This window comes from Paenibacillus harenae DSM 16969, assembly GCF_000422465.1.
In the GTDB taxonomy this organism is placed as follows: Bacteria; Bacillota; Bacilli; order Paenibacillales; family Paenibacillaceae; genus Pristimantibacillus; species Pristimantibacillus harenae.
The window spans coordinates 227,924-254,522 of record NZ_AULV01000014.1 but is presented as its reverse complement, the minus strand read 5'-3'; the positions used below and the strand labels follow the sequence as shown (position 1 = coordinate 254,522).

The 26,599-nt window shown below is 47.7% G+C and carries 33 protein-coding genes and 1 tRNA gene; 24 read left to right on the top strand and 10 right to left on the bottom strand.

The features are described 5' to 3' along the window. Positions 1 to 21 precede the first annotated feature (21 nt). The 7 genes from mnmG to H581_RS0102730 all read left to right on the top strand — a co-directional run bounded on the left by mnmG (position 22) and on the right by H581_RS0102730 (position 7,652). Entirely contained in the window at positions 22 to 1,920 is a 1,899-nt protein-coding gene (mnmG, locus tag H581_RS0102760) for a tRNA uridine-5-carboxymethylaminomethyl(34) synthesis enzyme MnmG (RefSeq protein ID WP_028608687.1), read from the top strand. After that, on the top strand, positions 1,913 to 2,635 hold the full coding sequence (gene rsmG, locus H581_RS0102755) for a 16S rRNA (guanine(527)-N(7))-methyltransferase RsmG (protein ID WP_028608686.1): 723 nt from the start codon (positions 1,913 to 1,915) through the stop codon (positions 2,633 to 2,635). The genes mnmG and rsmG overlap by 8 nt, the downstream gene beginning before the upstream one ends. A 413-nt stretch (positions 2,636 to 3,048) precedes the next feature. After that, entirely contained in the window at positions 3,049 to 3,867 is an 819-nt protein-coding gene (gene noc / locus H581_RS0102750; RefSeq protein WP_028608685.1) for a nucleoid occlusion protein, read from the top strand. A gap of 270 nt (positions 3,868 to 4,137) precedes the next feature. After that, on the top strand, positions 4,138 to 4,911 hold the full coding sequence (locus H581_RS0102745) for a ParA family protein (RefSeq protein WP_028608684.1): 774 nt from the start codon (positions 4,138 to 4,140) through the stop codon (positions 4,909 to 4,911). Further along, positions 4,892 to 5,743 (top strand): ParB/RepB/Spo0J family partition protein, encoded by an 852-nt coding sequence (locus H581_RS0102740; protein WP_028608683.1) that lies wholly within the window; start codon positions 4,892 to 4,894, stop codon positions 5,741 to 5,743. Before H581_RS0102745 ends, H581_RS0102740 begins: the two co-directional genes overlap by 20 nt. A 220-nt stretch (positions 5,744 to 5,963) precedes the next feature. After that, entirely contained in the window at positions 5,964 to 7,142 is a 1,179-nt protein-coding gene (locus H581_RS0102735; protein WP_028608682.1) for an aminotransferase class V-fold PLP-dependent enzyme, read from the top strand. Between the two features lie 27 nt (positions 7,143 to 7,169). After that, positions 7,170 to 7,652: a DUF4446 family protein gene (locus H581_RS0102730; protein ID WP_051250400.1), complete on the top strand. Its 483-nt coding sequence runs from the start codon at positions 7,170 to 7,172 to the stop codon at positions 7,650 to 7,652. 17 nt (positions 7,653 to 7,669) lie between these two features. Here the strand turns inward: H581_RS0102730 and yyaC are convergent, their stop codons facing one another. After that, entirely contained in the window at positions 7,670 to 8,275 is a 606-nt protein-coding gene (gene yyaC / locus H581_RS0102725) for a spore protease YyaC (RefSeq protein WP_028608680.1), read from the bottom strand. 147 nt (positions 8,276 to 8,422) lie between these two features. Between yyaC and H581_RS0102720 the strand changes: the two genes are divergently transcribed. From H581_RS0102720 to H581_RS0102700, 5 genes are all read left to right on the top strand, one after another. Beyond that, positions 8,423 to 8,662: a putative Se/S carrier protein gene (locus tag H581_RS0102720; RefSeq protein WP_028608679.1), complete on the top strand. Its 240-nt coding sequence runs from the start codon at positions 8,423 to 8,425 to the stop codon at positions 8,660 to 8,662. A 33-nt stretch (positions 8,663 to 8,695) separates the two neighbouring features. Next, positions 8,696 to 9,571, top strand: coding sequence for a mechanosensitive ion channel family protein (locus H581_RS0102715; RefSeq protein WP_028608678.1), 876 nt, complete (start codon positions 8,696 to 8,698; stop codon positions 9,569 to 9,571). Next, entirely contained in the window at positions 9,561 to 9,779 is a 219-nt protein-coding gene (locus H581_RS0102710) for a DUF951 domain-containing protein (protein WP_028608677.1), read from the top strand. The genes H581_RS0102715 and H581_RS0102710 overlap by 11 nt, the downstream gene beginning before the upstream one ends. 73 nt (positions 9,780 to 9,852) lie before the next feature. Next, positions 9,853 to 9,943 (top strand) — tRNA-Ser (locus H581_RS0102705). Between the two features lie 78 nt (positions 9,944 to 10,021). Next, positions 10,022 to 10,483 carry a helix-hairpin-helix domain-containing protein gene (locus H581_RS0102700; protein ID WP_028608676.1) on the top strand — a complete coding sequence of 154 codons (462 nt, stop codon included), beginning with the start codon at positions 10,022 to 10,024 and terminating at the stop codon, positions 10,481 to 10,483. Between the two features lie 300 nt (positions 10,484 to 10,783). On the opposite strand, the gene H581_RS0102695 is transcribed toward H581_RS0102700, so the two are convergent. After that, a complete protein-coding gene (locus tag H581_RS0102695; protein WP_028608675.1) occupies positions 10,784 to 10,966 on the bottom strand; it encodes a YjzC family protein in 183 nt (60 codons plus the stop codon). Positions 10,967 to 11,236: 270 nt separating this feature from the next. Here H581_RS0102695 and rpsF point away from each other — a divergent pair, with 270 nt between their 5' ends. Genes rpsF through rpsR form a run of 3 tightly spaced genes read left to right on the top strand, consistent with a single transcriptional unit; the run spans position 11,237 to position 12,397 of the window. After that, positions 11,237 to 11,521: a 30S ribosomal protein S6 gene (gene rpsF / locus H581_RS0102690; protein ID WP_028608674.1), complete on the top strand. Its 285-nt coding sequence runs from the start codon at positions 11,237 to 11,239 to the stop codon at positions 11,519 to 11,521. Positions 11,522 to 11,557: 36 nt separating this feature from the next. Beyond that, the gene (gene ssb, locus H581_RS0102685) at positions 11,558 to 12,085 is read left to right on the top strand and encodes a single-stranded DNA-binding protein (RefSeq protein WP_028608673.1); all 528 of its coding nucleotides are present in this window, start codon (positions 11,558 to 11,560) and stop codon (positions 12,083 to 12,085) included. Between the two features lie 27 nt (positions 12,086 to 12,112). Continuing rightward, positions 12,113 to 12,397 (top strand): 30S ribosomal protein S18, encoded by a 285-nt coding sequence (rpsR, locus tag H581_RS0102680; protein WP_028608672.1) that lies wholly within the window; start codon positions 12,113 to 12,115, stop codon positions 12,395 to 12,397. 251 nt (positions 12,398 to 12,648) lie between these two features. On the opposite strand, the gene H581_RS0102675 is transcribed toward rpsR, so the two are convergent. Next, positions 12,649 to 12,795 (bottom strand): hypothetical protein, encoded by a 147-nt coding sequence (locus tag H581_RS0102675; protein ID WP_156889481.1) that lies wholly within the window; start codon positions 12,793 to 12,795, stop codon positions 12,649 to 12,651. 500 nt (positions 12,796 to 13,295) lie between these two features. Continuing rightward, positions 13,296 to 13,910 carry a TetR/AcrR family transcriptional regulator gene (locus tag H581_RS0102670; protein WP_028608670.1) on the bottom strand — a complete coding sequence of 205 codons (615 nt, stop codon included), beginning with the start codon at positions 13,908 to 13,910 and terminating at the stop codon, positions 13,296 to 13,298. A 146-nt stretch (positions 13,911 to 14,056) separates the two neighbouring features. On the opposite strand from H581_RS0102670, the gene H581_RS0102665 reads away from it, so the two are divergent. Further along, positions 14,057 to 14,944: an ABC transporter ATP-binding protein gene (locus H581_RS0102665; protein WP_028608669.1), complete on the top strand. Its 888-nt coding sequence runs from the start codon at positions 14,057 to 14,059 to the stop codon at positions 14,942 to 14,944. Then, the gene (locus H581_RS0102660; RefSeq protein WP_028608668.1) at positions 14,941 to 15,735 is read left to right on the top strand and encodes an ABC transporter permease subunit; all 795 of its coding nucleotides are present in this window, start codon (positions 14,941 to 14,943) and stop codon (positions 15,733 to 15,735) included. The genes H581_RS0102665 and H581_RS0102660 overlap by 4 nt, the downstream gene beginning before the upstream one ends. A 61-nt stretch (positions 15,736 to 15,796) precedes the next feature. Here the strand turns inward: H581_RS0102660 and H581_RS0102655 are convergent, their stop codons facing one another. The 4 genes from H581_RS0102655 to H581_RS0102640 all read right to left on the bottom strand — a co-directional run bounded on the left by H581_RS0102655 (position 15,797) and on the right by H581_RS0102640 (position 18,720). After that, on the bottom strand, positions 15,797 to 16,459 hold the full coding sequence (locus tag H581_RS0102655) for a hypothetical protein (RefSeq protein WP_245599881.1): 663 nt from the start codon (positions 16,457 to 16,459) through the stop codon (positions 15,797 to 15,799). Between the two features lie 62 nt (positions 16,460 to 16,521). Then, a complete protein-coding gene (locus H581_RS0102650; protein WP_245599878.1) occupies positions 16,522 to 17,220 on the bottom strand; it encodes a fluoroquinolone export ABC transporter permease subunit in 699 nt (232 codons plus the stop codon). An 8-nt stretch (positions 17,221 to 17,228) separates the two neighbouring features. Beyond that, positions 17,229 to 18,083, bottom strand: a complete 855-nt coding sequence (locus tag H581_RS0102645) for an ABC transporter ATP-binding protein (RefSeq protein WP_028608665.1) — start codon at positions 18,081 to 18,083, stop codon at positions 17,229 to 17,231. A 16-nt stretch (positions 18,084 to 18,099) separates the two neighbouring features. Beyond that, positions 18,100 to 18,720, bottom strand: a complete 621-nt coding sequence (locus H581_RS0102640) for a TetR/AcrR family transcriptional regulator (protein ID WP_028608664.1) — start codon at positions 18,718 to 18,720, stop codon at positions 18,100 to 18,102. Positions 18,721 to 18,848: 128 nt separating this feature from the next. Here H581_RS0102640 and H581_RS0102635 point away from each other — a divergent pair, with 128 nt between their 5' ends. The 7 genes from H581_RS0102635 (at position 18,849) to mnhG (ending at position 25,451) form a co-directional block, all read left to right on the top strand. Beyond that, the gene (locus H581_RS0102635) at positions 18,849 to 19,148 is read left to right on the top strand and encodes a hypothetical protein (RefSeq protein WP_028608663.1); all 300 of its coding nucleotides are present in this window, start codon (positions 18,849 to 18,851) and stop codon (positions 19,146 to 19,148) included. A gap of 481 nt (positions 19,149 to 19,629) precedes the next feature. Continuing rightward, on the top strand, positions 19,630 to 22,506 hold the full coding sequence (locus H581_RS0102630; protein ID WP_028608662.1) for a Na+/H+ antiporter subunit A: 2,877 nt from the start codon (positions 19,630 to 19,632) through the stop codon (positions 22,504 to 22,506). 2 nt (positions 22,507 to 22,508) lie between these two features. Next, on the top strand, positions 22,509 to 22,847 hold the full coding sequence (locus H581_RS0102625) for a Na(+)/H(+) antiporter subunit C (protein ID WP_028608661.1): 339 nt from the start codon (positions 22,509 to 22,511) through the stop codon (positions 22,845 to 22,847). After that, positions 22,840 to 24,318: a Na+/H+ antiporter subunit D gene (locus tag H581_RS0102620; protein WP_028608660.1), complete on the top strand. Its 1,479-nt coding sequence runs from the start codon at positions 22,840 to 22,842 to the stop codon at positions 24,316 to 24,318. Before H581_RS0102625 ends, H581_RS0102620 begins: the two co-directional genes overlap by 8 nt. A 5-nt stretch (positions 24,319 to 24,323) precedes the next feature. Continuing rightward, positions 24,324 to 24,800, top strand: coding sequence for a Na+/H+ antiporter subunit E (locus H581_RS0102615; RefSeq protein WP_028608659.1), 477 nt, complete (start codon positions 24,324 to 24,326; stop codon positions 24,798 to 24,800). Then, positions 24,797 to 25,081, top strand: a complete 285-nt coding sequence (locus H581_RS0102610; RefSeq protein WP_425414571.1) for a Na(+)/H(+) antiporter subunit F1 — start codon at positions 24,797 to 24,799, stop codon at positions 25,079 to 25,081. The genes H581_RS0102615 and H581_RS0102610 overlap by 4 nt, the downstream gene beginning before the upstream one ends. Beyond that, entirely contained in the window at positions 25,074 to 25,451 is a 378-nt protein-coding gene (mnhG, locus tag H581_RS0102605; protein WP_036717486.1) for a monovalent cation/H(+) antiporter subunit G, read from the top strand. The genes H581_RS0102610 and mnhG overlap by 8 nt, the downstream gene beginning before the upstream one ends. A 3-nt stretch (positions 25,452 to 25,454) precedes the next feature. Here mnhG and H581_RS0102600 read toward each other — a convergent pair whose 3' ends face one another. Next, positions 25,455 to 25,907 carry a hypothetical protein gene (locus H581_RS0102600; RefSeq protein ID WP_028608656.1) on the bottom strand — a complete coding sequence of 151 codons (453 nt, stop codon included), beginning with the start codon at positions 25,905 to 25,907 and terminating at the stop codon, positions 25,455 to 25,457. 224 nt (positions 25,908 to 26,131) lie between these two features. Then, on the bottom strand, positions 26,132 to 26,485 hold the full coding sequence (locus tag H581_RS0102595) for a DUF4870 domain-containing protein (RefSeq protein WP_028608655.1): 354 nt from the start codon (positions 26,483 to 26,485) through the stop codon (positions 26,132 to 26,134). Between the last annotated feature and the right edge of the window lie 114 nt (positions 26,486 to 26,599).

The following is a 26,599-nucleotide window of genomic DNA, read 5'->3' as shown; positions in this document are numbered from 1 at the left end:
GACAGACAGGAGGTCTGGATAATGAGATATTTAGCTGGTGAGTATGATGTTATCGTAATTGGCGCGGGACATGCGGGCTGCGAAGCGGCGCTTGCCGCTGCCCGGATGGGCTGCGAGACGCTGCTGCTGACGATCAACTTGGATATGGTCGCTTTCATGCCATGTAATCCATCGATTGGCGGACCGGCGAAAGGCCATGTGGTTCGGGAAGTTGATGCGTTAGGCGGGGAAATGGGCCGTAATATTGATAAAACGTTCATCCAAATGAGGATGCTGAATACGGGTAAGGGGCCTGCTGTTCATGCGCTGCGCGCCCAGGCGGATAAATTTGATTATCAGCATGTGATGAAGAAAACAATCGAGGAGACACCGCATCTGACATTGCGTCAAGGCATGGCGGAGGAACTTATTGTTGAGGATGGTAAATGCGTAGGGATTGTTACGAAGACCGGCGCCGAGTACCGGTCGCGTACGACGGTGGTTACGACAGGAACTTATCTGCGGGGCAAAATTATTATGGGTGAGCTTATGTATGAAAGCGGCCCAAACAATCAACAGCCGTCGGTTAAACTCTCGGCAAGCTTGAAGGAGCATGGGCTAGAGCTTGTGCGCTTTAAGACAGGAACCCCGCCGCGCGTGCATAAAGACACGATCGATTTCTCCAAAACGGAAATACAGCCCGGAGACGATCATCCGAAGTTTTTCTCTCATGAAACGGAGACTTCAAATAATGAACAGCTCCCTTGCTGGCTGACATACACTTCGGAAGCTACGCACAAAATTATTAATGACAATTTACATCGGGCCCCTATGTTTTCGGGAGCAATTGAGGGGACGGGACCGCGGTATTGCCCTTCTATAGAAGACAAAATCGTACGGTTCGCCGATAAGCCGAAGCATCAAATCTTCTTGGAACCGGAGGGTAAAAATACGTCGGAGTTTTATGTACAAGGTCTCTCGACGAGTATGCCGGAAGATGTTCAACTCGGCATTTTACGTTCAATACCAGGTCTGGAAAAAGTTGAGATGATGCGAAACGGTTATGCCATTGAGTATGACGCGGTCGTACCAACCCAGCTATGGCCATCACTTGAGACGAAGGTGATTGACAGCTTGTTTACAGCTGGACAGATCAACGGCACATCCGGGTATGAAGAGGCTGCGGGTCAAGGCATTATGGCCGGCATTAATGCCGCGCGCAAGGTGCAGGGGAAAAAGCCGATCATCCTCGGTCGTTCCGAAGGTTATATCGGCGTTATGATTGATGATCTGGTGACGAAGGGGACCAATGATCCTTACCGTCTGCTTACTTCGCGTGCGGAATACCGTTTACTGCTTCGTCATGATAATGCTGATTTGCGTTTGACGCCGATCGGCTATGAGATCGGACTTATTTCGGAGGAGCGTTACAACAAGTTTTTGAGCAAAAAAGAAATGGTCGAAATGGATATCGAGCGCCTGCGCAATATTAAGGTAAAGCCGGATCAGGTGAATGAGATGCTGATTGCTGCCGGAACCGCACCGATGGTGAATGGAACGGATGCTTTATCCTTGCTGCGCCGTCCGGAGGTAACGTATGCCATGCTGGAAACAGTTGTGCCTTCTACTCCGGAGATGACCGAGGAGATGAAGGAGCAGGTTGAGATCCAAATCAAGTATGCAGGGTATATTGAGAAGCAGCTTCATCAGGTCGAGCGTTTGAACAAAATGGAGAAAAAACGGATTCCGGACGACATCGAATATAATGATATTAATGGTTTAGCATCGGAAGCAAAGCAGAAGCTTGCATTGGTCAGACCCCTCTCTCTAGGTCAAGCTTCCCGCGTAGCTGGCGTAACGCCGGCGGATATTTCGATTCTACTCGTATACCTGGAACATTATAATCGAGTAACTGCGGCAAGAGGTTCTTCATATGGATAAAACAATGGAGTGGTTTACCAAACGAATGGAGGAGAGCGGAATAACGCTCTCTGACGTTCAACTCGAACAGTTTGAAGTCTATTACCGGATTCTTGTCGAGTGGAATGAGAAAATGAATTTAACCGGTATTACGGAGAGAGATGCCGTATATGAGAAGCATTTCTACGATTCGCTTTCGCTTTCTTTTTTTACGGATATGAAACAAGTACATAAATTAGCAGATATCGGTTCCGGCGCGGGCTTTCCAAGTATCCCTTTGAAAATTTGTTTTCCGCAGCTGCAGGTATTAATCGTAGATTCGTTAAACAAAAGAATTCAATTTTTATCGCATTTAACCGAACAACTGGGTATACAAGAAGTCGTTTGCTTACACGGCCGGGCAGAGGATATTGCTCTATTGCCGGAGCACCGTGATCGTTATGACTTAGTGACGGCCCGTGCAGTTGCGAGACTAAATGTGTTGAATGAATTTTGTTTGCCTTTTGTACGGAAGGGCGGACTCTTCGCAGCAATGAAAGGATCGCAATCCGATGAAGAGGTGAGGGAAGCATCCTTTAGCCTACGGGAGTTAAAAGGAAAACTAAAATCACAGCACCAGCTGTTATTACCGAACGAGCAATCTGAAAGACATATCGTATTAATTGAAAAAACAGATATTACCCCACGGAAATACCCAAGAAAAGCGGGAACACCATTGAAGCAGCCGCTTATTTAAATGTTTCACGTGAAACATTCATGATTGTTGGATCACAATATCGGAGTAATGATGATTTACGACAATAATTTGATCTGGCCTGCTGTCAAGCAGGAGTTCGTTTAATAGAAGTCGAAATAATATAGAAGAGAATGAACGGTATCAGCCGTTTACACAAGCTGGGGAAAATAAAAGAATCAAATAATAACTTATGCTGCTTATTCTGTTTGAATAAAGCCATTCTATCATCGCCGAATGACTTTTGTTATGGATATTCGCTATGCAGGCTTGGTAGATGCTAAAGCGTGTTTATTGCAAAAACCTTGCAGCTGTAATTGACATGATAAAATATAACCGGGAACGCACTCATCACGGTGATTATGCAGGTCTTGCAGCTTTCGGGTTTATCTCATGATCGGGTGGTAATTATCGATATGAAAGAACAATTTTCTCGTTTGTTCGGATTGTCCGACCAACGCATACCGCAAGAAGAGGTTCGGCAAATTCCGATACATGAAATTGATTCAAGTCCTTTTCAGCCGCGTACTATTTTTGATGACGACCGGATTGAAGAGCTATGTCAAACCATTAAGACGCATGGCGTCATACAACCGATTGTCGTGCGAATGCGTAATGGGAGATATGAGATTATAGCGGGCGAACGACGATGGCGTGCAGTTACAAAACTTGGATATGATACGATTCCAGGCATTGTTCGTGAGTTTAATGATTCACAAACGGCTTCAATCGCTTTGATAGAAAACCTTCAGAGAGAAAATTTAACGGCTATCGAAGAAGCTGTCGCATACCAGAAATTAATTGAACTTCATCAGTTAACGCAGGAGAGCTTAGCTCAACGATTAGGAAAAAGCCAATCTACGATCGCCAACAAATTGCGCTTGTTAATGTTAAGTGATACGATTAAAATGGCACTGATGGAACGGAAAATTACAGAACGCCACGCTCGCGCCTTGCTATCCTTAGATGGCGAGGAATTACAGCATCAAGTTCTGGAAGAAATCATGACCAAAGATTTGAATGTAAAGCAAACCGAAACAAGAATTGCTTTCCTCAAAGAAACTGTCAAAAATAAGAAGGCAAAACGCATTTCCTTCACAAAGGATGTTCGTTTGGCACTCAATACGATTCGACAGTCCATTGAAATGGTATCTGGTTCAGGCCTTCCCATTAAAACGAATGAAAAAGATCATGATGATCATTATGAAATTATCATTCAAATTCCAAAGCGTTAGTGAGCCCTTCTTCATACAAATTGAATGCCGTCCTCACCGAGGACGGCGATGCCATTTTTGCGATTTCGGACAATGTTTCGATTTTCGTAGAATGTCATTTGTAGTAGAATATAAGATATTATAAGTATTTTCGCTTATACTCGGCTTATATTTCACCGCATAAACGTGCTATTGCCCTCAACTGAAAGGCATCGGCCGTTTTTTGCTTGTCATTCATTGCGATGTTAAAAAGCAGCACAATAAAGTTGTACACATAGAGGTGAGCCGGTTTTGTCGAAAATTATTGCTATTGCGAATCAGAAGGGCGGTGTCGGAAAGACGACAACGTCTGTTAATTTAGCTGCTTGCTTGGCATCGCTGGGTAGAAAAGTACTGCTTGTTGATATTGACCCGCAAGGGAATACGACAAGCGGACTTGGTATAAATAAGGGTGACGTAAGCAATTGTATTTATGATGTGCTGATTAATGAAGTGCATCCGCGAGATGCAATGTTTGAAACCAACGTTCCGGGTTTAAAAATTATCCCAGCCACAATTCAATTGGCAGGAGCGGAGATCGAGCTGGTCCCAACCATATCACGTGAACTGCGACTTAAGAAGTCTCTGCATCTGATTAAAGATAATTTCGATTATATTCTTATCGATTGCCCTCCATCATTGGGAATTTTGACTATCAACTCATTAACGGCAGCAGATTCCGTTCTTATTCCAATACAATGCGAATATTACGCGCTTGAAGGGTTGAGTCAGCTGTTAAATACGGTTAGACTTGTTCAGAAGCATTTAAATACATCGCTGCAAATAGAAGGCGTATTACTGACGATGCTTGATGCGAGAACGAATCTGGGCATTCAAGTGATCGAAGAGGTTAAAAAGTATTTTCAGCAGAAGGTTTATCAAACGATTATTCCGCGCAACGTTCGTTTGAGTGAAGCGCCATCACACGGACAGGCAATTATCACATACGATCCACGATCTAAGGGTGCAGAAGTTTATCTTGAACTCGCAAAGGAAGTGATCATGTATGAGCAAGCGGCTAGGTAGAGGGCTGGATGCGCTTATTCCATCGCTTTCTGTGAATGACGATGATAAGGTAGTTGAGATATCTTTATCGCAACTAAGACCAAATCCGTATCAGCCAAGAAAAACTTTCGATGAGGACTCCATAAAAGAACTTGCGGAATCGATTAAGCAGCACGGAGTTATTCAACCGATTATTGTTCGGACCGTATTAAAAGGCTATGAAATTATAGCAGGGGAAAGAAGGTTTCGGGCGTCTCAATATTGCGGCAATGCGACAATTCCTGCGGTTGTAAGATCATTTACCGATCAGCAGGTTATGGAGATCGCCTTAATTGAGAACTTGCAGCGTGAAGATTTAAATGCAATCGAAGTGGCTATCGCTTACCAAGCATTGATCGACAGATTTAAGCTGACGCAGGAAGAACTCTCAATGAAGGTTGGCAAATCCCGCTCGCATATAGCCAACTTCGTAAGATTGCTTTCGCTGCCGACGGAGATCAAGGACAATGTTTCACGTGGAACAATTTCAATGGGACATGCGAGAGCATTGGTAGGCATAAAAGATGAGAAGATGCAGAAGGAACTCGCTGATCTTACGGTATCGATGGAGTGGAGCGTTCGCGACCTGGAAGAAGCGATTCAGAAGCTGGATTCCAAGCAGCCGGAAGAAAAAACGAAGCTAAAGCAAAAGAAGAGAGATCCATATATCGATCATCTGGAAGAATCATTGCGTGAGCGCTTCAAGACAACTGTAAAAATAAAACAGCAAAAGGATAAAGGTAAAATAGAACTTCAGTACTACAGCAAACAAGACTTGGAACGGTTGTTAGAACTGCTCCAATACATGGCATAATACACGTAATCGATATCCTAACAATGGCATACCAAAGTTGTAATCTTTCATGTGAAGGATTAAACTAAGGTATGCCATTGTTAGGTTAAAATAGAGGGCTTTGATAAGTTCTCACATCATATTTGCTCATCGTTCGACGCGAAATGGCTGCGTTCCTAGACGAGGATGCGAATAACGTTTCTGATTGTGCAAGGAATGTAAGAGCGGAGGGATAAATGACATGGCTGATCAAAATCAGGGACAATCGGTAATTTATTTGGACCATGCGGCAACCTCGTGGCCAAAGCCGCCGGCCGTAATGGAAGCCGTTATTCAAGCTATGATAAATGATGCGGCAAATCCTGGACGCGGAAGCCATGCGATGGCCGTACGCGCGAGCAGAGTGCTTTTTGATACGAGAAAACAGCTAAGCAGGCTCTTCAATATAAAAAATCCAAATGATATTGCCTTTGCATCCAATACGACGATGGCATTAAATATGGCGATCAAGGGTTGGTTAAAACCTGGCGATCATGTTATTGCAACATCAGTTGAACATAATTCCGTAAGGAGGCCGCTTTATTATTTGGAGCAAAAGATTGGCATTCAAGTAACCTATATAGAAGCGGATGAACGCGGAAATATTAAACTGGAAGACGTCAAAGCTTCAATTCGTCCCCAAACCACATTATTAATCGTGAATCACAGCTCGAACCTGTTAGGAACGATTCTGCCGATAGCGGATATCGCGGACATCGCGAGTAAACATGGCATAAAGCTGCTGGTTGATGCCGCGCAGAGTGCAGGTGTACTGCCGATCGACGTGAAGGGCATGGGGATTCATATGCTTGCTTTTCCGGGGCATAAGGGATTGCTTGGTCCGCAGGGCACAGGAGGGCTGTACATCGATCCTGAGCTTGAGCTGGAGCCATTGCTGCATGGCGGAACAGGAAGCCAATCCGAGGCGCTTGAGCAGCCTCACGTGAGGCCGGACCGCTATGAGGCGGGCACACAGAACACACCCGGGCTTGCCGGTCTCAGAATGGGCGTCCAGCATGTGTTGAATGAGGGAATTCAGAACATCCATACTAAGGAATGGGCTTTGACGCAAAGATTAATGGAAGGCCTGCTGCCGGTAGAAGGGATTAGACTGCTGGGGCCGGAACCGGGGGAACAGCGGACGGGTATTGTTGCTTTTCACGTGGAGGGAATTGACCCGTCGGAGCTTTCCTTTATCCTGGATCAGCATTATAACATCGCGGTAAGGGCAGGTTTTCACTGTACGCCGCTGGCGCATGCTTGTGCCGGGACATCAGCGACAGGCGCTGTACGGGCAAGCGTTGGAATTTATACGACTGAAGCGGAAGTGGATGCTTTGGCAGAGGCGATTAAGGAAATAGCATTGCAATACCGGGCATAGCGATTAAATGGGGGCGGAATAACAAAGATGGATGAGTGGACAACAAATCCGATGAATGCAGTCACGGTGGGATTAGCGCTGCTTGTCATTATTCTATTCATTTGGATTGCAGTCGTCGGCAGACGGCTGAAGAAGCTAAGAATGCAGTATACATCGGTTATGGGCAATACAGGCGTAACCAACTTTGAAGAGGTAATCCTTCAGATGAAGGAGAGCATTTCCGTACAGAAGGAAGCGACAGAACAGCTGCAATTACAGCTCAAAGACGTACAGCAGACACTGCCCAAGAAGAAAGGGAGGCTCGGCATCCATCGCTACAATGCCTTTGCAGATCAGGGCAGCGATCTGAGCTTCTCCCTTGCGATTGTGAATGATGAAAGCGATGGGGCAGTCATAACGAGCATTCATAGCCGGGAGAATTCCTATGTGTATGCGAAGCCGGTTGCTAAAGGCGAGTCCGCTTACCCGTTAACACCGGAAGAGCGGAAGGCGATTAAAGAAGCAAAGTGATTCGGGCAGAAAACAATTCAGCTATTATCGGAAGCGGCAGTTTGTTCTCTGGCGCTTACGATTTGGACATAGTTGGCAATAGAGGTAAACAGGCTTAATGAAATAATATCAGCCATTTTCATAACCAAATGAAGACGGGTATTCTGAAGCACGAAATATTCCATGAAACCTCCGACGTTCACGATGCCCGTCAAATGGATATCGCCGACAGGAGGCAATTCTTTATTCACACCGGCACCGGGACGAACAGGGCCGACGCCCAGTTGAATGCAGCCTACGCTTGATACTTGGCCGAGGCAAGCGTCAATTCCAATGACGAACGGCTTATGAAACTGCTTGTTAATTTCCAGAAGGGTATCATCTAAGTTCATGGCATGCACGGGTTCCTCTAATGTGCCGTAAAGAGTAAAATGAGGACTGCGGTATTTCGATAATGAGGTGCCGATAAGCGGTCCAAGCGCATCGCCGGTCGACCTGTCCGTTCCTACGCATACAATGACGATCGGACGGTTGCCGGACATTTCCTCGAACATAGCGGTTAAGCGATTGACAAGCATACCGATTACATTTGCCGTCGTATAAGGTACCTTTAACGGTGTGTCCTTCATAAATGGTAGCTTCATAGAATCCCTCCGATAATGCCAATATGTTACTAGTATATGGATGAGCTGACCATTTTATACGTCAGATAGTTTTTGAATAAGATCAAGCTTAATCAGCTAATGGATAGCTGTTGAGGTTGGATCGCAAACGAAGCGGGGGACTTGCTTATGCTGATTGCATTCGATTCCACGCAGCAGGCTTTAAGGGCCGAGATGCTGCTGGAATACGCAGATATAGACATTGACATTCGCCCGACGCCAAAGGAAATTACAGCCGGCTGCGCGCTGTCCATTGAATTTCCGGATGAGCGTCTTGATACGGTGAAGGATGTGATTGTCCAAGAGCACGTTGAAGTAAGGGGCATATTCAAACCGGTCCTTTCAGGGTATGAACAAATCGACCTGTAAGCAGGTGTCTACAGCTTAGAAGGAGGAATAGTGATGACAATGAAAGAAATATATGCAACAGCAACTGGATGGTTGACGAACCAAGAAATATGGCAGGGTCTCGGAAATGCCGTCTTTCGCGTGGCGATTATTCTAGTTGTGGGAAAAGTTCTTGTCTGGATCATACATAAAACGATTAACCGGGTTGTATTAGAAAGGGAAAGCAAGCGTTTACCTAGTCATACGAGAAGAATGACGACATTAGGGAAGCTGATGAAGAACGTCGTTTCGTATGTTGTATATTTTATTGCGGCAATGCTTGTATTGTCCGAGTTCGGAATCGATTTGGGCCCGCTGCTTGCCGGAGCCGGCGTGTTGGGGCTGGCGATCGGTTTCGGCGCACAAAGTCTGGTGAAGGATATCATAACAGGCTTCTTTATTGTTCTGGAGGACCAGTTCGCCGTAGGCGACGTTATACAGTCCGGGCAATTTAAAGGTACAGTAGAAATGATCGGGCTCCGTACAACCCGAATTCAGAGCTGGACGGGGGAGATGTTCATCATTCCAAACGGTATGATTAATGAAGTAACGAATTTCTCCATTAACAATTCCATTGCGGTTGTCGATATATCGATCGCATTCGAGGAAGAAGTAGACCGTGCCATCGAAGTGATTCGCCATACGATGATCACGTTGCAGGACACGGATCTGGTTAATGCGCCGGAGGTGCTTGGCGTACAGGCCATAGCGCCGACAGGAGTAACCCTTCGTGTGATTGCGGAGTGCAAGCCTAACACGCAGCATGCGCTGGCAAGAAAATTAAACTTGGAAATGAAAAAGGCGTTGGACGCAAACGGGATCGAAATACCGTATCCGAGAATGGTGACCTACCAACGGAATGAAAAGGGGGGCATAAAGGATGGAGCGTAAGCAATTCGAGTTAGGCGATATCGTTCAAATGAAGAAGCAGCACCCATGCGGTTCCAACGAGATGGAAATTATTCGAATGGGAATGGATATCCGCATCAAATGTGTCGGGTGCAAGCACAGCGTATTGATTCCAAGAGCTAAATTCGAGAAGAACATGAAGAAGGTACTGCGTTCGAAAGCAGCTGTAGAGGGCGGGCCGGAAGCGTAATATTTGCCACTTAAAAAAATAAAAAAAGCACTTGCACGAGGACATGCTTTATGATAATATAATCTTTGCGTCCGGAGAGGTACCCAAGAGGCCCAAGGGGGCTGACTCGAAATCAGCTAGGCGTGTCAAAGCGTGCGTGGGTTCGAATCCCACCTTCTCCGCCATAAACATAACAGTCAAACGATTCGGTAACCGGATCGTTTTTTTATTTACACGATTTTACATAAAGGAGGATATTTCCGATGAGCACGCCGAAGCTACCTTTAACCGATGTTGAACGTAAAGCGATGCGGGAAAGTAAAATCAAGCTGACCGATATCGCCGGCTATACGGCAGATCAGCTCAGCGCTAGCCTGCGGGTTCCGGAAGAGAGAGCTCGTCTGCTGCTTGCGCTCGCCAAGTTCCAGAACGTGCCCTCTATCGGCCATAAACTCGCTATTAACTTGATCGAGCTTGGGTTTCATTCGCTTGAAGATATAAAGACCGGAGGAGAGAGCGGCGCGCAGCTTGTCGAGCGTCTGGAGAGGTTACACGGCGTGTGGATGGATCCATGCGTGGAAGATGTAATGAGGCTTGCCGTACACCATGCCAATCATCCGGGGAGCGAGATGAAGTGGTGGGATTTTACGATTGAACGTAAAGCATACCGGAAGCAGAATGGTTATCCGACCGACCGGCCAAGCAAAGCATGGCACAAGTCCTAATCGGTAGGACAACGAAGAAAGAGAGCTCTCGCGAACTCTCCTCTTGACGGTGATTGATGGTCAGAGTCGATCAATTCTCACTGCAAGCATGTGAAACCCGGGAGCTTCATTCAATTAGGAATAATGCGCGTGTGTTACAGACAGTAGTCTTTGGCACAATCCTCCGCTTCTATACGGAGTGGACGAAATCCTCTTGAGGTCCTTTCACCAATAGGTTCAATGGAACCACACCTCTCTTACACCGTCGAAGTTTAGAATGACATATAACGGATCGAAATATACGCTGTCATTTACAAAAAATCAATGATCCATTAATCTCCACCTGCGTTCGTGATTGGTTGTTTCAGGAAAACGCTCGCCTTTGCTAAGCTGAATTTTCTTGGGATTCTTGACACCCATATGAAATGAATTGTCTCCGTGTTCAATATAAGTGCCGTCGTTTGGTGCTCTGTCTCCGGCTACGAAGGTTGTCCATTCGCCCATTATGATCTCCTCCAGCTGGTTCTGGTTTTATTGAACGAATGCAAATAAGCAGTCGCTCGGAACTTTAGTATTCGCAGTAAGAAGCATTTCATAAGCCAGAAATAACGGTTGTAAAGCTTTACATGAAATGTGCTGCATCTTCCAAATAACAAGCGCTATGGATTTATGCTTGTCATAGGCGATTTGATTTGGTATAGTATAGAGATGCGAGCAAATGCTCGTTCCTTGCTCCATTTATGGGGCCGTTAGTCCAAAAGGAGGTGAAACAATATGCGCAAATATGAAGTGATGTACATCATTCGTCCAGACGTTGAACAAGAAAACGTTCAAGCGATCGTTGATAAATTCAATGGCATCATCTCCAATGGCGGAGAAGTCACAAAGACAGACGTGATGGGAAAACGCCGTCTTGCGTATGAGATCAACAAGCTTCGTGATGGGTACTTCGTACTGGTACATTTCAACGCAACGACTGAAGTTGTGAATGAACTTGACCGCATCATGAAGATTACGGATGAAGTTATTCGTTCGTTGATCGTCAGAGACGTCGCTTAGTCCACGCAGGATTGTTCGATTGGGAGGTCGGAAACGATGTTAAATCGTGTAATATTGATTGGTAGATTGACGAGAGACCCCGAGCTTCGCTATACGCCTGCAGGCGTTGCGGTTACACAATTCACGATTGCGGTAGACCGTCCGTTTACGAGCGGTCAAGGCGAGCGTGAAGCGGATTTCATTCCGGTTGTAACCTGGCGTCAGTTGGCCGAAACCTGCGCCAATTACTTACGCAAAGGCCGTCTAACGGCGGTTGAGGGACGCATTCAAGTGCGGAACTACGAGAACAACGAAGGCAAGCGCGTGTATGTGACGGAAGTTATTGCCGATAACGTACGGTTCTTGGAGTCTAACCGTGAAGGCGGAGCGGCGCGTGAAGAGGGCGGAGGAAGTAGCTACAGCAGCTCAGGCGGCGGTACAGGCAGTGGCGGAGGAAACTCCGGCGGCAACGCATCCAGCGGAGGCGGAAGCCGATCTAACAATAACTCGCGTAATGACAGCCGTGATCCTTTCCAGGATGACGGACGCCCAATTGATATATCGGAAGATGATTTGCCGTTTTAAAATGATCAACGAATGGAGGATACGACAATGGCTTTCAAGCAAAGAGATAATGGCGGCGACGAGCGTCCGGAGCGTAAGTTCAGCGGACGTAAAGGCGGACGCAACAAACGCCGTAAAGTGTGTTTCTTTACTGTAAACAAAATCACTAAAATTGATTATAAAGATACAGATTTGCTGAAAAAGTTTATCAGCGAGCGCGGCAAAATTTTACCACGCCGTGTGACAGGTACAAGCGCGAAATACCAACGCTTGCTTACAGTTGCAGTTAAACGTTCACGTCAAATCGCATTGCTTCCTTACACGACTGAATAGGTCGATAAGCGAATATGCATGAAACGGAGGAGCCCTGTCCAAGGGCTCCTTTTATTTTTTCCAAGGAGTCCATAAAGTGTGACTCATAAAAAGGGTCAAATGACCTTATCCTATTAGGCAGCCGCTGTTAGGGTAGTTAGTGAAGTCATTATGGGAAGTTGTGCCGAAAAGTATTACATCAAGCGAAATGCCCCGTTGATGATCATGAAATAAAAAAACGGAAGGTTCGCATCTTCATGCGAGCCTTCCGTTCATGTTTGCTTTTTACCGGTATGAATAAGTAGGGTGGCAGTATCTTTAAGCCGTTTCTTTGTATGATTTAATCGACCCCAAAAATGGATCCAATCTTGCTTCACCACAGCGACCGTTTCTTCCCTTTCTTGATCCCATTTCTCCATTGCCTGTCTCCTGTACTTCGATTCGAAGATCATGGCAAATGCCTCCTGTCGTTTGATTATTTTGCAAACGCTTTCAGATAATTCAATTATACATAATATTCTGACAATTATTAAAGTGTTACTCTGCCAAAGGCCGAGTGGAGAAAAGAGCAGCAATAGCACGATAATTGATTTCAGTTCCGTCAAGTCCGCTAGTCGTATTTTTTACGATGAAATAGTTGTTCGGCTCCAATTGGTCTTTTCGATATAAGCATCAATAAAGGTGGAAACGCCATATGTTTGCCCCGGGCCAGAGAAAACAAGTCCTAAGCCGCACGCCGACAATAATCCATCCGTAGTAGAAAGGAACCGAAAAGGGCACGGTTCCGGTTTAATTGTTTGATATGGGTTTAATCAAAATAAGCTATACCTCCATGATGAGATTCATTATGGTCGTTACCGCAGCAGTTGTTGTCTACACGCATGATTTGGCAATGGGCGTTTTTGTCGGAGTCAAGCAATTATTCTTTATCGATATTCCGATTAAATAGGCCGTAGAAAAAGACCCTTTGCAATTCCTCCATCTTTCGGGCGTCGGTACTAATCTCTTTAAAGGCAGAAGTCAGTTTGATCTCCTTAAGAAGGTTGAAATAGACTAGAATCGTCTCCGTGGACAAATTCTCATCGATATAACCCTCTTTCTTCCCAAGCTCAACGAATCGTATGACTTCAGGCATCGCTTTCCCTACAATGATTTCAACTCCGGCTCTCCATTCCGGATCATTGGATAGCATACGATCCAGGATATCCTTATTCCACTTCAGCATATATTCTTCGGTGTCGAACATCATTTTCTTTATCTTCTCGGGAAAAGAAAGGTCACTCTTCATCAGTTCAATATGCTTTTGCCAGGCTTCCTCCAAAAAGGAGGACAGTACGGTTTTGACAAGCTCATCTTTCGTTCCAAAGTAATTATAGATTGTTACGGGAGAAACATTAGCTTTTCTCGCAATCTCCGCAAGACTGACCTTCTCTATACCATAAAAGGCGAACAAATCGAATGCGGCATGCCGTATGGCTTGCTTCTTCTTTTCCGTCCGCTGTTGATATCCATCCATACCTTCCATACCATCCATTCCATTCACCTCCATATAAGCATACCGTATGTTTTGAATGAATACAATAAAATACATTCAAAACCTATTGATAACGAGAACGGTTATGTTTATTATGAATGATATTAATAAAAATAATTCAAAACAAATGAAGGAGTTGACCTAAGTTGATTCAACTTAACCGGTTAACGAAGACGTTCAAGAACGGCAGAGGTATTTTTGGCTTGACCTTCGAGGTAAAGCGCGGCGAGGTATTCGGTTTCTTAGGTCCGAACGGAGCGGGGAAGTCGACCACAATCCGACATTTAATGGGGTTCATGAAGCCTCATAGCGGCAATGCGAAGATCAATGGCATCGACTGCTGGAAGAATAGTGCCGATATACAGCGCAATGTCGGTTATTTGCCCGGAGAAATCGCGTTTCCGGAAGGGATGAATGGACTCCAGTTCTTGAACCTGATCGCGGGCATGCGGAGGATAAAGGACAATGGGATGAGCGACCGCCTTATCGAAAGGCTGCAATTCGATGCCGGTACGCCAATCCGTAAAATGTCGAAAGGGATGAAGCAGAAGGTCGGGATCGTAGCTGCTTTTATGCATGACCCGGCCGTGCTCATCCTCGATGAACCGACATCCGGGCTTGATCCGCTCATGCAGAACCTGTTCATCCAGCTTGTGCTCGAGGCGAAGGAGAAAGGGAAGACGGTCATCATGTCTTCGCACAGCTTTGATGAAATCAATCGCACCTGCGACCGCGCAGGAATCATCAAGGACGGCCGTATCGTCGCCGTTGAAGATGTTCAGCGGCTGCAAGCGATGCAGAGGAAAGTATTCGATCTTACGCTCGGCGCCAAAAGGGATATCGATTCTCTTCGTGAGTCGAACCTGGAGATCATTCAGGAAGACGGTCTTAGAGTTAAAGTGGCTATGCAAGGGAAATACGACGACTTTATTCGGACATTATCCGTCTGCAATGTAACGAATATGGATATACATGCCCAGAAGCTGGAGGATATCTTCATGCATTACTATGATCGGAAGGTGAATGAGGGATGAATAAGGCGCTATTTGCTTCTACCATGCTGCGAACCTATAAGCTGTTTTCTATATTTACGGCACTCATTTTATTTTATTTAATTGTCATCATTAGCATGTTCTCGTCAAGCGCGGAATCCGATCCGTTCGAAATGCTGCCCGAGGCCATGCGCGACGCTTTCGGAATGGGAGAAGGAATGAGTGGGCTTACAGGGTTTATCGCAACCGGATTTTACGGAGTTACCTTCGTCCTTTTTATGATCATCCTATGCATCATTGCGGCAAATCAATTAATGGCCAGTCTGGTTGATCGCGGCTCAATGGCCTACTTGCTCGCTACTCCGGTTTCACGAAGCAAGGTGGCGGTAACGCAAGCCTCTGTCTTGATCGCAGGGTTGTTTGGGCTCGTATTGGTATCCACGCTAGCGGGGATTGCGGCAGTCCCGGTTCTCATCGAAAATGCGGATTTTAATCGTTCAGCGTTTATCCAAATCAATATCATGGGATTTTTGTTGTTCTTCGTCATTAGCGGATATGCTTTTCTGTTCTCGTCTTTATTCAATGACGCCAAGCAGTCGCTGGTTGCCTCGGGAGGCTTGTCCGCCGCTTTCTACCTGTTTCAAATGCTTTCGAACATGTCAGAAAATCTGGAATGGCTTGATTATTTGACCGTGCTTACGTTGTTTCAACCAACGGAAATAGCTGCAGGCGAGGCTGATATATGGCCGAACGCAATCGGTCTTGGCCTAGCCGGCTCCTTGTTATATGCGTTAGCCGTATATATATTTAAACGCAGAGATTTGCCGCTATAGATCGATGATTACGAAAGAGCCTGCTGTCCGCTGCAGCAGGCTTTCCTTGTTTTCCGCAGTCTTAATCGATACGCTTTAAGAAGGCGCGGCTAAGTCCCGTTAATAACAAGAGGTGAAAGATTAATCCGACTCCAAACACGCCGAGAGCGGCAAGCGGCTCCTGGTTCACCCCAAGCAAGTAGCACTTGGCAGGCCAAAATGTAGGGATCCACATCCCCGCATACTGCCATGGCTCAGGTATAAAGGCAGCGACAACAGGGCCTGCAAAGAGCAGCCCGCTTATTTTGGATAGGGCCAGTCCTTCAACTTTGTTGCTGGCGAACGCAGCCAGAAAGAGAGCGATGCAGGGGGCCTCCAGTGCGAGAAGCGTCAGGGCGTATATATTTTCGGAGCGGGATTCCGTTATCCCAGAGAATAAAACGAATGCCGCGCTTAGCAGAACGGACAAGAGAGTGGGAAGAAATAAGCGGTAAACTGAATACCCGCGGCGGGTAAGCGGAGTAACCGAATAATAACTCATGATATTCTCATCGCGTTCATCCAGCATAAGCAGCCCGGTCATCGTTCCCGGCAGGAGCGGAATGGTGAGCAGCAGGAAGGTTGCCGCGAAACCCGAATAGGGAGCAAGGGCAAAGCCGTACTGCCGTTCGATCCAATCGGAAAGCGGTATAAAGCCGAAACGCGTAACCGCGATAACAGCGAGCGGCCCCAACAGACTGGCCATCAGCAACGGGTCCATCCTAATTTGCCTGAGGTCGTTTAATACTAGTGTTCGATACCGTATCATCACGTGCTCTTTCCTTTCGTTATGCCTAGTAATACTCGCTGCTGGAAGGAATGCTTCGCCCATAAGAAGGCAATGGTATTGCCTATCATCATTATCCCGACTGCATAGATCGTTTCCATCGAGGAGACGGGCCGGTTAATGGTGCCGATCAGAAGCAGGGAACCGTATGTCGGAAAGAAAACAAATAAAGCGCGAGAGCCGATATCGAATAAATGAAGCAGGGGCAAGGCAAACGGAAATGAAAATAGCTGTGAGAGAAGAATAAACCCGTTTACCGTCTGAGTACGCACAACAATCCCGATGGAAAGCAATGTGAACAGGCTGGAGGTGAGCATGACGCCGACCGTAAACCGGATAGGAGATAGAGGCATGCCTAATGAAAATCCGTGAATCATCCAAGCTGCAAGAATAGAGAGCAGGGATAGGGAGATCGCTTTAGCGAGCAAGTATTCCCTTAACCGGAGCGGTGTGACGAACAAGCAGTCCTGAATGCCCTGATCCTTCTCCAGCAATAATATCCCTCCTGCAAAAATCAATCCAAGCGCGCTCGGGTCGGAGAAGGTGAGCAGCACGGCAACCGTTTCCTTATATTCGGACGGAATGAAATGGAGCAGAAGTAAATAAAGGGAGCAGACAAGCAAATAGACGAAATAAAAACGATGGCGCCACTGGAATCGGATATCGTTCAAAATCATCATGAATAGCCTCATGTCAAGGTTCTTCCAGTCACGTCAATAAAAATTTGTTCCAAAGAGGCTTCGAGCGAATGAATGGTTTCGATTTTATGCCGGCCAATCACCTGCAAAAAACGTTCATTTTGAGCTAAATCATCAATCGGAAAATCCTCGGATTTACGGATCTCGCCTTCCATAAATTCTACCCGGACTTTACTCTCGCCTTGTCTCAGCTTCAGCTCCCTTGGCGAATCAATCAGCTTGATTTGTCCGTCCACGATAAAAGCAACCCGGTCGCACAGCTCCTCGGCGGCATGCATATTATGCGTCGTAATGACGATCGTCGTCCCGGCAGCCTTGCGTTCCAGAATAAGATCCTTCATGATCTTCGCGTTAACGGGATCAAGACCCGAAGTAGGCTCGTCAAGAAACAGCACCGCGGGACGATGGAGCAGGGCGCGGCAAAAATTCAACCTCATTTTCATCCCCTTTGACAGCTCCGACACCTTCAAATGAGCGGCATCGGCAAGACCTACCTGTTCCAGCAGCTTTATCGGTTCTTCCGTCTCCCCGGTATACAACGAACGGAAGAGCTTCAAATTTTCAAGCACGGAAAGCTTACTGTAGAAATTGGGAAACTCGAAAGCGACTCCAATACGCTCGTAGTAGCCGGAACGGGTGTCCCGGATTTCTTCGCCCAACACCTTTACGCGGCCATCGTAGCCTTTCAACACGCCGATTAGAACTTTCTGCGTTGTGCTCTTTCCCGCACCTGAAGGACCGAGAAAGCCGAATATATCGCCGCGGGCGATGGTAAAGCTAATGCCATGCAAAATGCGGCTGCCGGTTCCCGGATAAGAAAATTGCAAACGGTCAACTTCAATCACAGGGTCAATCACGGGGTTACTCACTGCCTGATTCATGGTAGGCATACATCCCTTCGGCAATAAGATCGACCATGAGTGTAATCGTGTCATCAAAAATAGCCTCGCCGATCTCTTTCTTGTGCAAGGATAAAAGAACGAGCGAGCGCAGCATGCTGACGATCAACTCCGGACGCGTACCGCTTAAAAAGCCGGAGGATTGCCATTTTCGGATAACGGGCATTAACGCATCCTGATCCTCGGTGAAATTACGCTCCAGCAGCTCCTGCGGAAGCTTGCGAACAAGCTGTTCGAAATCGCCCGCGAGATAAATTTGCTTCATGAGGGGACTCTCGCTTATGAGGCGGAATGCGTCCAGCATGAATGACTTAATCCTTTCTTTCGTCATGCCTTCGTCCGAAAGGTAAGACTCAAGAAGTTGCTTGCGGATTCGAGATTCCTCATCCAGCAGGAGCGTATAGAACAATACTTCCTTTGATTCAAAAAACGAATAAAAGGAACCCTGCGCGATTCCGGCGACTTTGGTCAAATCCTCGACGCTTGTTTTTCGAAGGCCGGCCGCTTCAAAATTCCGTTTGCCTTCCTCAAGCAGCTTGTGCCGTATCCATTCTTTTTCTTGCTCATTAAATTTTTTTGGCATCGTGTATTTTCCTTTTTTGTGATCTTATGAATGATTTTATTTTATATTCATAATGCTAGATGACAAGCCTGTGTGTCAAGAGGAAATCCATTTGCTAAAATAGAAGGATGATGAAGGGAGGGGCGGAAATGAATTGGATCGCGGTTCAGTCTTATTACAAGGTAGAGCGGGAAATAACCGGATTAGAGCAGAAGACCGTGGTACAAGACCGGTTGATGCATTTGTATGAGGATAAACTTGTCACGCGTTACAGGGAATTTCCGATTGGCGAGGTTTTTGATATCTCCTACCGGCCATTGGGGGGAAGCGGAGAGGGCTTACTCTATTTGCACACGAAGCAAGGATTGTTCTCTTATACCGTGGGCAAGCATCCAGCCCCGTTCATTGAAGCCTATAAGCAGCTTGTTAATCAGCTGTCCGATGAATAATACGCACATATTCTCTTGGCATGAAGGGAAAAAGGCGGTTATTGGCAGAGTTAGACGGGTAGGAGGAGTATATGACAATGCTCGGATTTGATGATGAGTATAAACCGCTTGTCATTTGTTGATTCGTTATGCGATTGTTTAATATTCCTCCTATGACCATCATGAGAAGAAACAAGCTGGCACAGACGATGATTTTTTTGATTGGCACCGGAATCACTCCTTTATTAGAGTAATCCCCTATAGAAAGACATTTCATTCTTTCTCCGGAATAAACCGATTTCTTTTGACAACAATGACTCAGAACGATATACTATGTACTTGGGAAAAGATATGAAAACTAAATCATTTTTTTATCGGAGGAGCCTGCCAACAGCGGGCTCTTTTTGTGTTTTTTTAGGTTAACTTGCATGAAATCACTTACTTTTAGTTGAAAATGGCAATGCTGATTAGGTACAGCATATGGAATGAAGGAGGAAGAAAGGTGTCTTTGCTGCATATCGTCATTATTTTGCCTTTTATCGCTGCGGCTCTCTGCCCGGTTCTGTATCGGAATGCGCGGCTAATTCATACCGGATGGTTTGTTCTGCCCGTGCCCGTATTTCTGTTTATTTATTTAATGGGAAGGCTGCCGCAGATCCAAGCCGGGGAGAAGCTGACTGCCACCGTGCCCTGGATCCCGTCCTTAGGCGTAGATTTTACCGTCCATCTCGACGGGCTGGGGTTACTGTTCTCGCTGCTCATTACGGGAATAGGCGCTTTAGTCATTTTGTATTCGATCTATTATTTGAATAAAAGAAAAGAAGCTATCGGCCATTTCTATGTTTATTTGCTGCTCTTCATGGGAGCGATGCTCGGAGTCGTGTTATCCGACAATCTAATCGTCCTGTACGGGTTCTGGGAACTGACAAGCCTGTCGTCCTTCCTTCTGATCGCTTTCTGGCATCAAAGGGACAAATCGCGTTACGGCGCATTAAAATCGCTGCTCATTACCGTATTTGGCGGATTAGCCATGCTCAGCGGATTCATTCTGCTGTACCTCATGACGGGAACATTCAGCCTGCGTGAAATCATCGGCAGTGCGGATCTGATTGAGAGCCACGGCTTATTTGTACCGGCGATGCTGCTGATTCTGCTGGGTGCATTCACGAAGTCGGCGCAATTTCCTTTCCATATTTGGCTGCCGGACGCGATGGAAGCGCCGACGCCGGTCAGCGCCTATTTGCACTCGGCTACCATGGTAAAGGCCGGGCTTTACTTGGTCGCCAGATTCAGTCCCGTATTCGCCGGAGAGCCGTCTTGGTTCTGGCTCGTCTCCGCTGCGGGGATCGTTACGCTGCTGTACGGCTCTTACCGGGCGCTCAAGCAGACGGATTTGAAATCCATGCTCGCCTTCTCGACCGTCAGCCAATTGGGTTTGATCATGTGCTTGCTCGGTCTCGGCTCGGCGGCGGCGGTCTATTCGGGCACAAGCGATTCCTTGTTTTATGTGAAAGCAACGACGGCGGCCATCTTCCATCTCATGAATCATGCTGTCTTTAAAGGCGCATTGTTTATGGTTGCCGGAATCGTCGATCACGAGACCGGGACGAGAGATATACGCAGACTCGGCGGTCTGATGACCGTCATGCCGGTCACGTTCTCAGCTGCCCTGATCGGAACCTTCGCGATGGCGGGACTCCCGCCGTTTAACGGTTTCCTGAGCAAGGAGATGTTCTTCACCGCGGTACTGAATATCATGGAGCTGAATGTATGGAATATGCAGTTCTGGGGCGCATTCTTCCCGGTTATTGCCTGGATCGCCAGCATCTTCACGTTCGTATACAGCATGCTTCTGTTATTCCGGACGTTTACGGGTAAGAAGCAATTCGAGCAGTTGGATAAACAGCCGCATGAAGCGCCGCTCGGCATGCTGCTGCCGCCGGTCGTGCTTGCATCGCTTGCCGTTGTATTCGGCTTATTCCCGAATCTGTTGTCATATTCGTTGATTGAACCCGCTATGGCTGCCATTCATCCGGTTATGCTCGCAGAAGGGGCGCGTTTTCATGTATCCATTGAATTCTGGCACGGATGGACAACCGAAATTTATATGACGATAGGCGTAGTCGCTGCGGGCATCATTTTATTTAAGCTCCATCCTCGATTAAAGATAATCAATCAGCCGCTCTTTAGCGGCGTTTCGTTAAATAAAACCTATGACGGCGGCCTTAAAGCGCTTGATCGAAGCGCTTGGCGGCTAACCGGCCGTTATATGACAGGCTCGATCCGGCACTATTTGATCTATATCTTCGCTTTTCTAATCGTTGCCGTTGCGGTTACGATGGGGGGCTCGGCGAATATCCGGTTCGATATGTCCGGGTACGCGCCGATGTCGCTGTATGAAGCGGTTATTATTTTTGTGCTCGTCGTATCCGTCATTGCCGTACCGTTCGCGCGTACGCGGCTCATGGCGATTATCCTGACAGGCGCAGCGGGTTATATGGTGACGTTATTCTTCGTAATCTTCCGCGCTCCGGATTTGGCGTTAACCCAAATGATCGTGGAGACGGTATCCGTCATGCTGTTCCTGCTCTGCTTCTACCATCTGCCTAAATGGAAGAGGGAGCTGACGAAGCTGCGCTTCAAGCTGTCGAACTTTATCATATCCGTAGGGGTAGGCGCAGTCATGACGTTGATTGCCCTAAGCGCAAGCAGCAGCCGGTCATTCGAGTCGATATCGGATTATTTCCTGAAGGAAAGCTACAAGCTGGCCGGGGGCAAAAACGTCGTAAATGTCATACTCGTTGACTTCCGGGGCTTTGATACGCTTCTGGAAATCGTAGTGCTCGGCATCGCATCGTACGGTATCTATGCGTTAATTAAGCTGAAGCTGGAATCGGATGAAGCGGGGAAAGGCCTGGTTCATACGGTCAAGGATAGCGGGCATCGGATTCATGCGGTTCGGAGCAACGACGTCATTCTGCAGACGATCTCCAAGGCCGTTATCTTCATCATCCTGACGTTCTCGCTGTATTTGTTCTTCTCGGGCCACAATGAACCGGGCGGGGGCTTCATCGGGGGGCTTATGACGGCCGCCGCTTTCGTGCTGCTGACGATGGCATTCGGCATGAAGACGATTCGCGAGGCCGTTCCGATTGATTTCCGCAAGCTAACGGCGGTCGGCATCATTGTAGCGGTGCTCACGGGAATGGGTTCCTTCTTCTTCGGCGCTCCGTTCCTCAGCCATTCGTTCGGCTATTTCGATCTGCCGCTTCTCGGGCATGCGGAGCTTGCCACAGCGATGCTGTTCGATCTGGGCGTTTACTTGACGGTGGTCGGCATTACGATGACGATCATCCTGGCGATAGGGAGGGATAAATAAAGATGGAGTTGTATATGTCGCTTGCCATCGGCATTATTTTCACCGTAGGCGTGTACCTGATTTTATCCAGAAGCCTGCTTCGCATCATCTTGGGCACGTCGCTGCTTACGCACGGCGTTCACATGCTGCTGCTAACGATGTCCCGGTTAAAGACGGGAGCCGCGCCGCTGCTCGGGCAGAAGGCGGACGCCTATGTCGACCCGCTGCCGCAGGCGTTGATCCTTACCTCAATCGTTATCAGCTTCGGCGTAACCTCCTTCTTCTTCGTGCTTGCCTATAAGGCATACCAGAAGCTGGGGACGGATGACATGGAGTTATTAAGGGGGAAGGATGATGAATAACCTGCTCGTATTTCCACTGCTTATTCCATTGTGCGCGGCGGCAATTCTTATCTTTCTGAAAAATAACGTCATCGCGCAGCGGTGGATCAGCGTGATCGGCATGCTGGCCACTGTGTCGGCATCGGGTGCGATATTGGTTCAAGTGAAAACGGAGGGCATTCAGACGCTGCATATGAGCGGCTGGATGCCGCCATACGGAATCGTATTCGTTGCGGATACGCTGGCAGCGCTGCTTGTTCTCGCCGCGTCGGCGGTCGGCGCGTTCTGCCTGATCTTCTCCTTCGGCACGGTCGGAGCGGAACGGGAGCGCTATTATTACTATCCGTTTTTTCAATTTTTGCTGGTAGGGGTTAACGGATCGTTCCTGACCGGCGATTTGTTCAATCTGTTCGTATGCTTCGAGGTTATGCTCATCTCGTCCTATGCGCTGATCGTGCTCGGGGGGACCAAGCGCCAGCTGCGCGAGACGTTAAAATATATGCTGATTAATATTTTATCCTCTACGCTGTTTGTTGCCGCCGTTGCGTATCTCTACGGCGCCGTCGGCACTTTAAACATGGCCCATCTATCCTTGCGCGTGGCCGAAGCCGGGCAGGACGGCATATTGAATGTGATCGCGATATTATTTCTGATCGTGTTTTCGTTAAAAGCCGGCCTATTCCTGTTCTTCTGGCTTCCCGGCTCATACAGCGTTCCGCCTGCGGCGGTTGCTGCCTTGTTCGGCGCTTTGCTCACGAAGGTCGGATTATACGCTTTGATCCGTACGTTTACGCTTATTTTCTACCATGAACCACAGGTGACGCACGGCTGGATCGGCTGGATGGCGGCGGCTACCATGGTACTGGGAGCGTTCGGCGCCGTGGCGTACTCCGACGTACAGCGCATTCTGAACTATAACGTTGTCATAAGCGTGGGGTTCATCGCTTTCGGACTCGCGGTAGCGTCAAAGGACTCGCTGGACGGAGCCGTCTTCTACCTGCTGCATGACATGTTTGCCAAAGCGCTGCTGTTCATATTAGGCGGCTTGATCGTTCATTTGTCCGGCACCAGCCGGCTGAAGGAGATGGGCGGTCTTATCCGAAAATATCCGGCGGCGGGGTGGATGTTCTTTATCGCCGCATTGGCGGTTGCCGGCATTCCGCCGCTTAGCGGCTTTGCCGGCAAACTCCTTCTTATTCGAGGGGGCCTGCAGGAGAAGGAGTACCTGTTAACCGCGATATCGCTAGCTTCAAGCTTTATTGTGCTGTACTCCTTAATCCGTTTATTCATGAATGCTTTCTGGGGAGAAGAGAAAGCCCGCCCGGAGCAAGCGCCGGCGCTCTCTAAAGGGATGCTGTTATCGGCGGCAGGGCTGTGTGTGATCGTCATCGCAATGGGGCTGGGCTCGGAATGGGTTTATCGCTTCGTCACCGATGCGGGAGATACGTTAATGAATCCGGCAATTTATATCGATGCCGTTCTGAAGGAGTAGATGATATGGCATTACAAATCCTATTGAACCTCATCATTGCCTTTGTCTGGATGTTTCTGTACAATGACTGGTCATCCTCCCGGTTTACGGTCGGCTATTTGCTCGGCATGGCCTGTATCGGACTGCTCAACCGTTTCTGGCCGCATGACTTTTACATGAAGCGCGTATGGGCAGTCATTAAGCTTCTGAGCCTGTTTATGAGAGAGCTGGTAATCTCCAGCTTTGCGGTCATGATCCAGATCGTTCGCCCGAGTCTTGCCATCCGGCCCGGCATATTCGCGCTCCGGACGGAGCTGAAGTCCGATTGGGAGATTACGATCCTCTCCTGCTTGATCTGCCTGACACCCGGCACGCTGACCTTGGATGTGGCGCGGGACGGGCGCATCTTATATATCCACGCGATGGACATTGAAGATGCAGAGATGCTGACCAATCAAATCAGGGGCACATTCGAGAAAGCGATAATGGAGGTGACGAGATGATCCTGTCGAACCTGCTGCTTGTATCGTTAGCGATTCTGTCGCTCGCGGTTGTCGGCTGCATGTACCGGTTATTGAAGGGGCCGTCCAACGCTGACCGGATCGCCGCGCTGGATACGATCGGTATCCTGTTGTTGTCCATGATTGCCGTCATCTGCATGCTCTTGAAGACGTATGCTTACGTTGACATCATTCTGGTCATCGGAATTCTGACCTTCATCGGAACGACTGCGTTTGCCCGCTATATCGAAAGAGGTGTTGTCATTGAACACGGAGATGATTAAAGCGATCGGCGAAACCATGATAGGCTTGATTGTCTTGGTTGGCTCGCTTATAGGCGCTCTCAGCGCATTCGGGTTGATTCGGCTGCCGGATGTTTATCTGAGGTCGCATGCCGCAACGAAGAGCGCAACGCTTGGGGTGCTGCTCATCCTTACGGGGGCCTTTCTGTACTTTGCGTTTTACTTGGAGCATGTGAGCGCCAAGCTGCTGCTCGGGATCGTATTCGTATTTATCACGTCGCCGGTTGCCGGGCATTTGAACGGAAGGGCCGCTCATCGGACCGGCGTCCCATTATGGGAAAGAAGCGTACAGGACGACTTGGCGGGCATATACGGGCAGGAGAAGGAAGTACGTGAGCGGGACCCTTCTTAATGCTCATAGAAACCGGTAATGATGCAGCATTTTATAATAAAAATAGACAAGATAATACGCAACCACATAAGACAGGAATGTATAGCCGATATTCCAGCCGTTGCTGTACCATACCCTGCCGATCAGCAAGCCGAACCCTTCCAGCAAGACAGTGAACAAGGAAAAAATCAAAATAATGATCATTGTCTTGCGCTGATAGGCGGTTATCGCCCATATCAGGCAGGCGGCCAGAATCGCATAGAGCCCAAGATCAAGCGGAAGCGCGGCTACGGATTCATTGTTCGACTTAACGGGGGCAAAGAACCAATACTGCTCATGGAACCCCCAATCGTTGATCGTGTGGGAGACGACAACGCCGACAGGGCAGATCAGCAGTAATATTTTTGGGATTTTGCGGACCAGATAAATGCCGAAGATCCAAGGAACGATAAAACCCCAGACGGTGTTGAATAGCATGGTAAATTCCCTTTCGCGATTCTTTTCTCCCTAGCGTTCCCTGGAATGGAAAGCAGAATACGCACGGACCATGCGCATCAAATAAACGGCTCTGTCCTATTCGATAGGAACAGAGCCGTTTCACTTGGAGCAAGCGATGAGGTATTATGTAAGGAGGTCCAAATTGCCGAATCGGCAAGATGACAGACATGTCCGATCCAAAAACAGACGAAGGCCTCCCATTTTTAAAACTTGTTAGCCTGCTGCTCGCACCAGTCGCCGATGACGGGCAGCTTGTTCAGCCTGCCTTGCAGAGCAAGCAGCATGAGACCGATCCACAAAATAAAACTGATCGGCGCAAGCAGGAAATTAAGCACCAAACCAATAAACGGAATAAAACCGAACAAGATGTTAAGTACAATGAGCCCAACGCATACGACGATCGATTGAACGGCATGCAGTCGGACGGAGCGGCTTTTCTTCTCAATCACCAGAAAAATGATACCTGTTACAAACCCGCCTAAATAGCAAAGCAGGCCTGCGACCTTCGGGTCAAGACCGGTCGAGGAGGGGTCCGGCTGTAAGGATGGGGGTTGCATATGGAGCGATCACCCTTTCTATCGAATTATTCTTGCAATGATTGTATTCGCTTTCGGGTGTTATTAGACCTTTTCTCCTATTTAATATTATCCAAATCAGGTGCAATTTTTCTG

Excerpts from the sequence above, each read along its gene's own strand:
- mnmG (WP_028608687.1), top strand. The coding sequence starts at position 22 with ATGAGATATTTAGCTGGTGAGTATGATGTTATCGTAATTGGCGCGGGA.
- rsmG (WP_028608686.1), top strand. The coding sequence starts at position 1,913 with ATGGATAAAACAATGGAGTGGTTTACCAAACGAATGGAGGAGAGCGGA.
- noc (WP_028608685.1), top strand. The coding sequence starts at position 3,049 with ATGAAAGAACAATTTTCTCGTTTGTTCGGATTGTCCGACCAACGCATA.
- H581_RS0102740 (WP_028608683.1), top strand. The coding sequence starts at position 4,892 with ATGAGCAAGCGGCTAGGTAGAGGGCTGGATGCGCTTATTCCATCGCTT.
- H581_RS0102735 (WP_028608682.1), top strand. The coding sequence starts at position 5,964 with ATGGCTGATCAAAATCAGGGACAATCGGTAATTTATTTGGACCATGCG.
- H581_RS0102730 (WP_051250400.1), top strand. The coding sequence starts at position 7,170 with ATGGATGAGTGGACAACAAATCCGATGAATGCAGTCACGGTGGGATTA.
- yyaC (WP_028608680.1), bottom strand. The coding sequence starts at position 8,275 with ATGAAGCTACCATTTATGAAGGACACACCGTTAAAGGTACCTTATACG.
- H581_RS0102720 (WP_028608679.1), top strand. The coding sequence starts at position 8,423 with ATGCTGATTGCATTCGATTCCACGCAGCAGGCTTTAAGGGCCGAGATG.
- H581_RS0102715 (WP_028608678.1), top strand. The coding sequence starts at position 8,696 with ATGACAATGAAAGAAATATATGCAACAGCAACTGGATGGTTGACGAAC.
- H581_RS0102710 (WP_028608677.1), top strand. The coding sequence starts at position 9,561 with ATGGAGCGTAAGCAATTCGAGTTAGGCGATATCGTTCAAATGAAGAAG.
- H581_RS0102700 (WP_028608676.1), top strand. The coding sequence starts at position 10,022 with ATGAGCACGCCGAAGCTACCTTTAACCGATGTTGAACGTAAAGCGATG.
- H581_RS0102695 (WP_028608675.1), bottom strand. The coding sequence starts at position 10,966 with ATGGGCGAATGGACAACCTTCGTAGCCGGAGACAGAGCACCAAACGAC.
- rpsF (WP_028608674.1), top strand. The coding sequence starts at position 11,237 with ATGCGCAAATATGAAGTGATGTACATCATTCGTCCAGACGTTGAACAA.
- ssb (WP_028608673.1), top strand. The coding sequence starts at position 11,558 with ATGTTAAATCGTGTAATATTGATTGGTAGATTGACGAGAGACCCCGAG.
- rpsR (WP_028608672.1), top strand. The coding sequence starts at position 12,113 with ATGGCTTTCAAGCAAAGAGATAATGGCGGCGACGAGCGTCCGGAGCGT.
- H581_RS0102675 (WP_156889481.1), bottom strand. The coding sequence starts at position 12,795 with ATGGAGAAATGGGATCAAGAAAGGGAAGAAACGGTCGCTGTGGTGAAG.
- H581_RS0102670 (WP_028608670.1), bottom strand. The coding sequence starts at position 13,910 with ATGGATGGTATGGAAGGTATGGATGGATATCAACAGCGGACGGAAAAG.
- H581_RS0102660 (WP_028608668.1), top strand. The coding sequence starts at position 14,941 with ATGAATAAGGCGCTATTTGCTTCTACCATGCTGCGAACCTATAAGCTG.
- H581_RS0102655 (WP_245599881.1), bottom strand. The coding sequence starts at position 16,459 with ATGGCCAGTCTGTTGGGGCCGCTCGCTGTTATCGCGGTTACGCGTTTC.
- H581_RS0102650 (WP_245599878.1), bottom strand. The coding sequence starts at position 17,220 with ATGATGATTTTGAACGATATCCGATTCCAGTGGCGCCATCGTTTTTAT.
- H581_RS0102640 (WP_028608664.1), bottom strand. The coding sequence starts at position 18,720 with ATGCCAAAAAAATTTAATGAGCAAGAAAAAGAATGGATACGGCACAAG.
- H581_RS0102635 (WP_028608663.1), top strand. The coding sequence starts at position 18,849 with ATGAATTGGATCGCGGTTCAGTCTTATTACAAGGTAGAGCGGGAAATA.
- H581_RS0102625 (WP_028608661.1), top strand. The coding sequence starts at position 22,509 with ATGGAGTTGTATATGTCGCTTGCCATCGGCATTATTTTCACCGTAGGC.
- H581_RS0102620 (WP_028608660.1), top strand. The coding sequence starts at position 22,840 with ATGAATAACCTGCTCGTATTTCCACTGCTTATTCCATTGTGCGCGGCG.
- H581_RS0102615 (WP_028608659.1), top strand. The coding sequence starts at position 24,324 with ATGGCATTACAAATCCTATTGAACCTCATCATTGCCTTTGTCTGGATG.
- H581_RS0102610 (WP_425414571.1), top strand. The coding sequence starts at position 24,797 with ATGATCCTGTCGAACCTGCTGCTTGTATCGTTAGCGATTCTGTCGCTC.
- mnhG (WP_036717486.1), top strand. The coding sequence starts at position 25,074 with ATGATTAAAGCGATCGGCGAAACCATGATAGGCTTGATTGTCTTGGTT.
- H581_RS0102600 (WP_028608656.1), bottom strand. The coding sequence starts at position 25,907 with ATGCTATTCAACACCGTCTGGGGTTTTATCGTTCCTTGGATCTTCGGC.
- H581_RS0102595 (WP_028608655.1), bottom strand. The coding sequence starts at position 26,485 with ATGCAACCCCCATCCTTACAGCCGGACCCCTCCTCGACCGGTCTTGAC.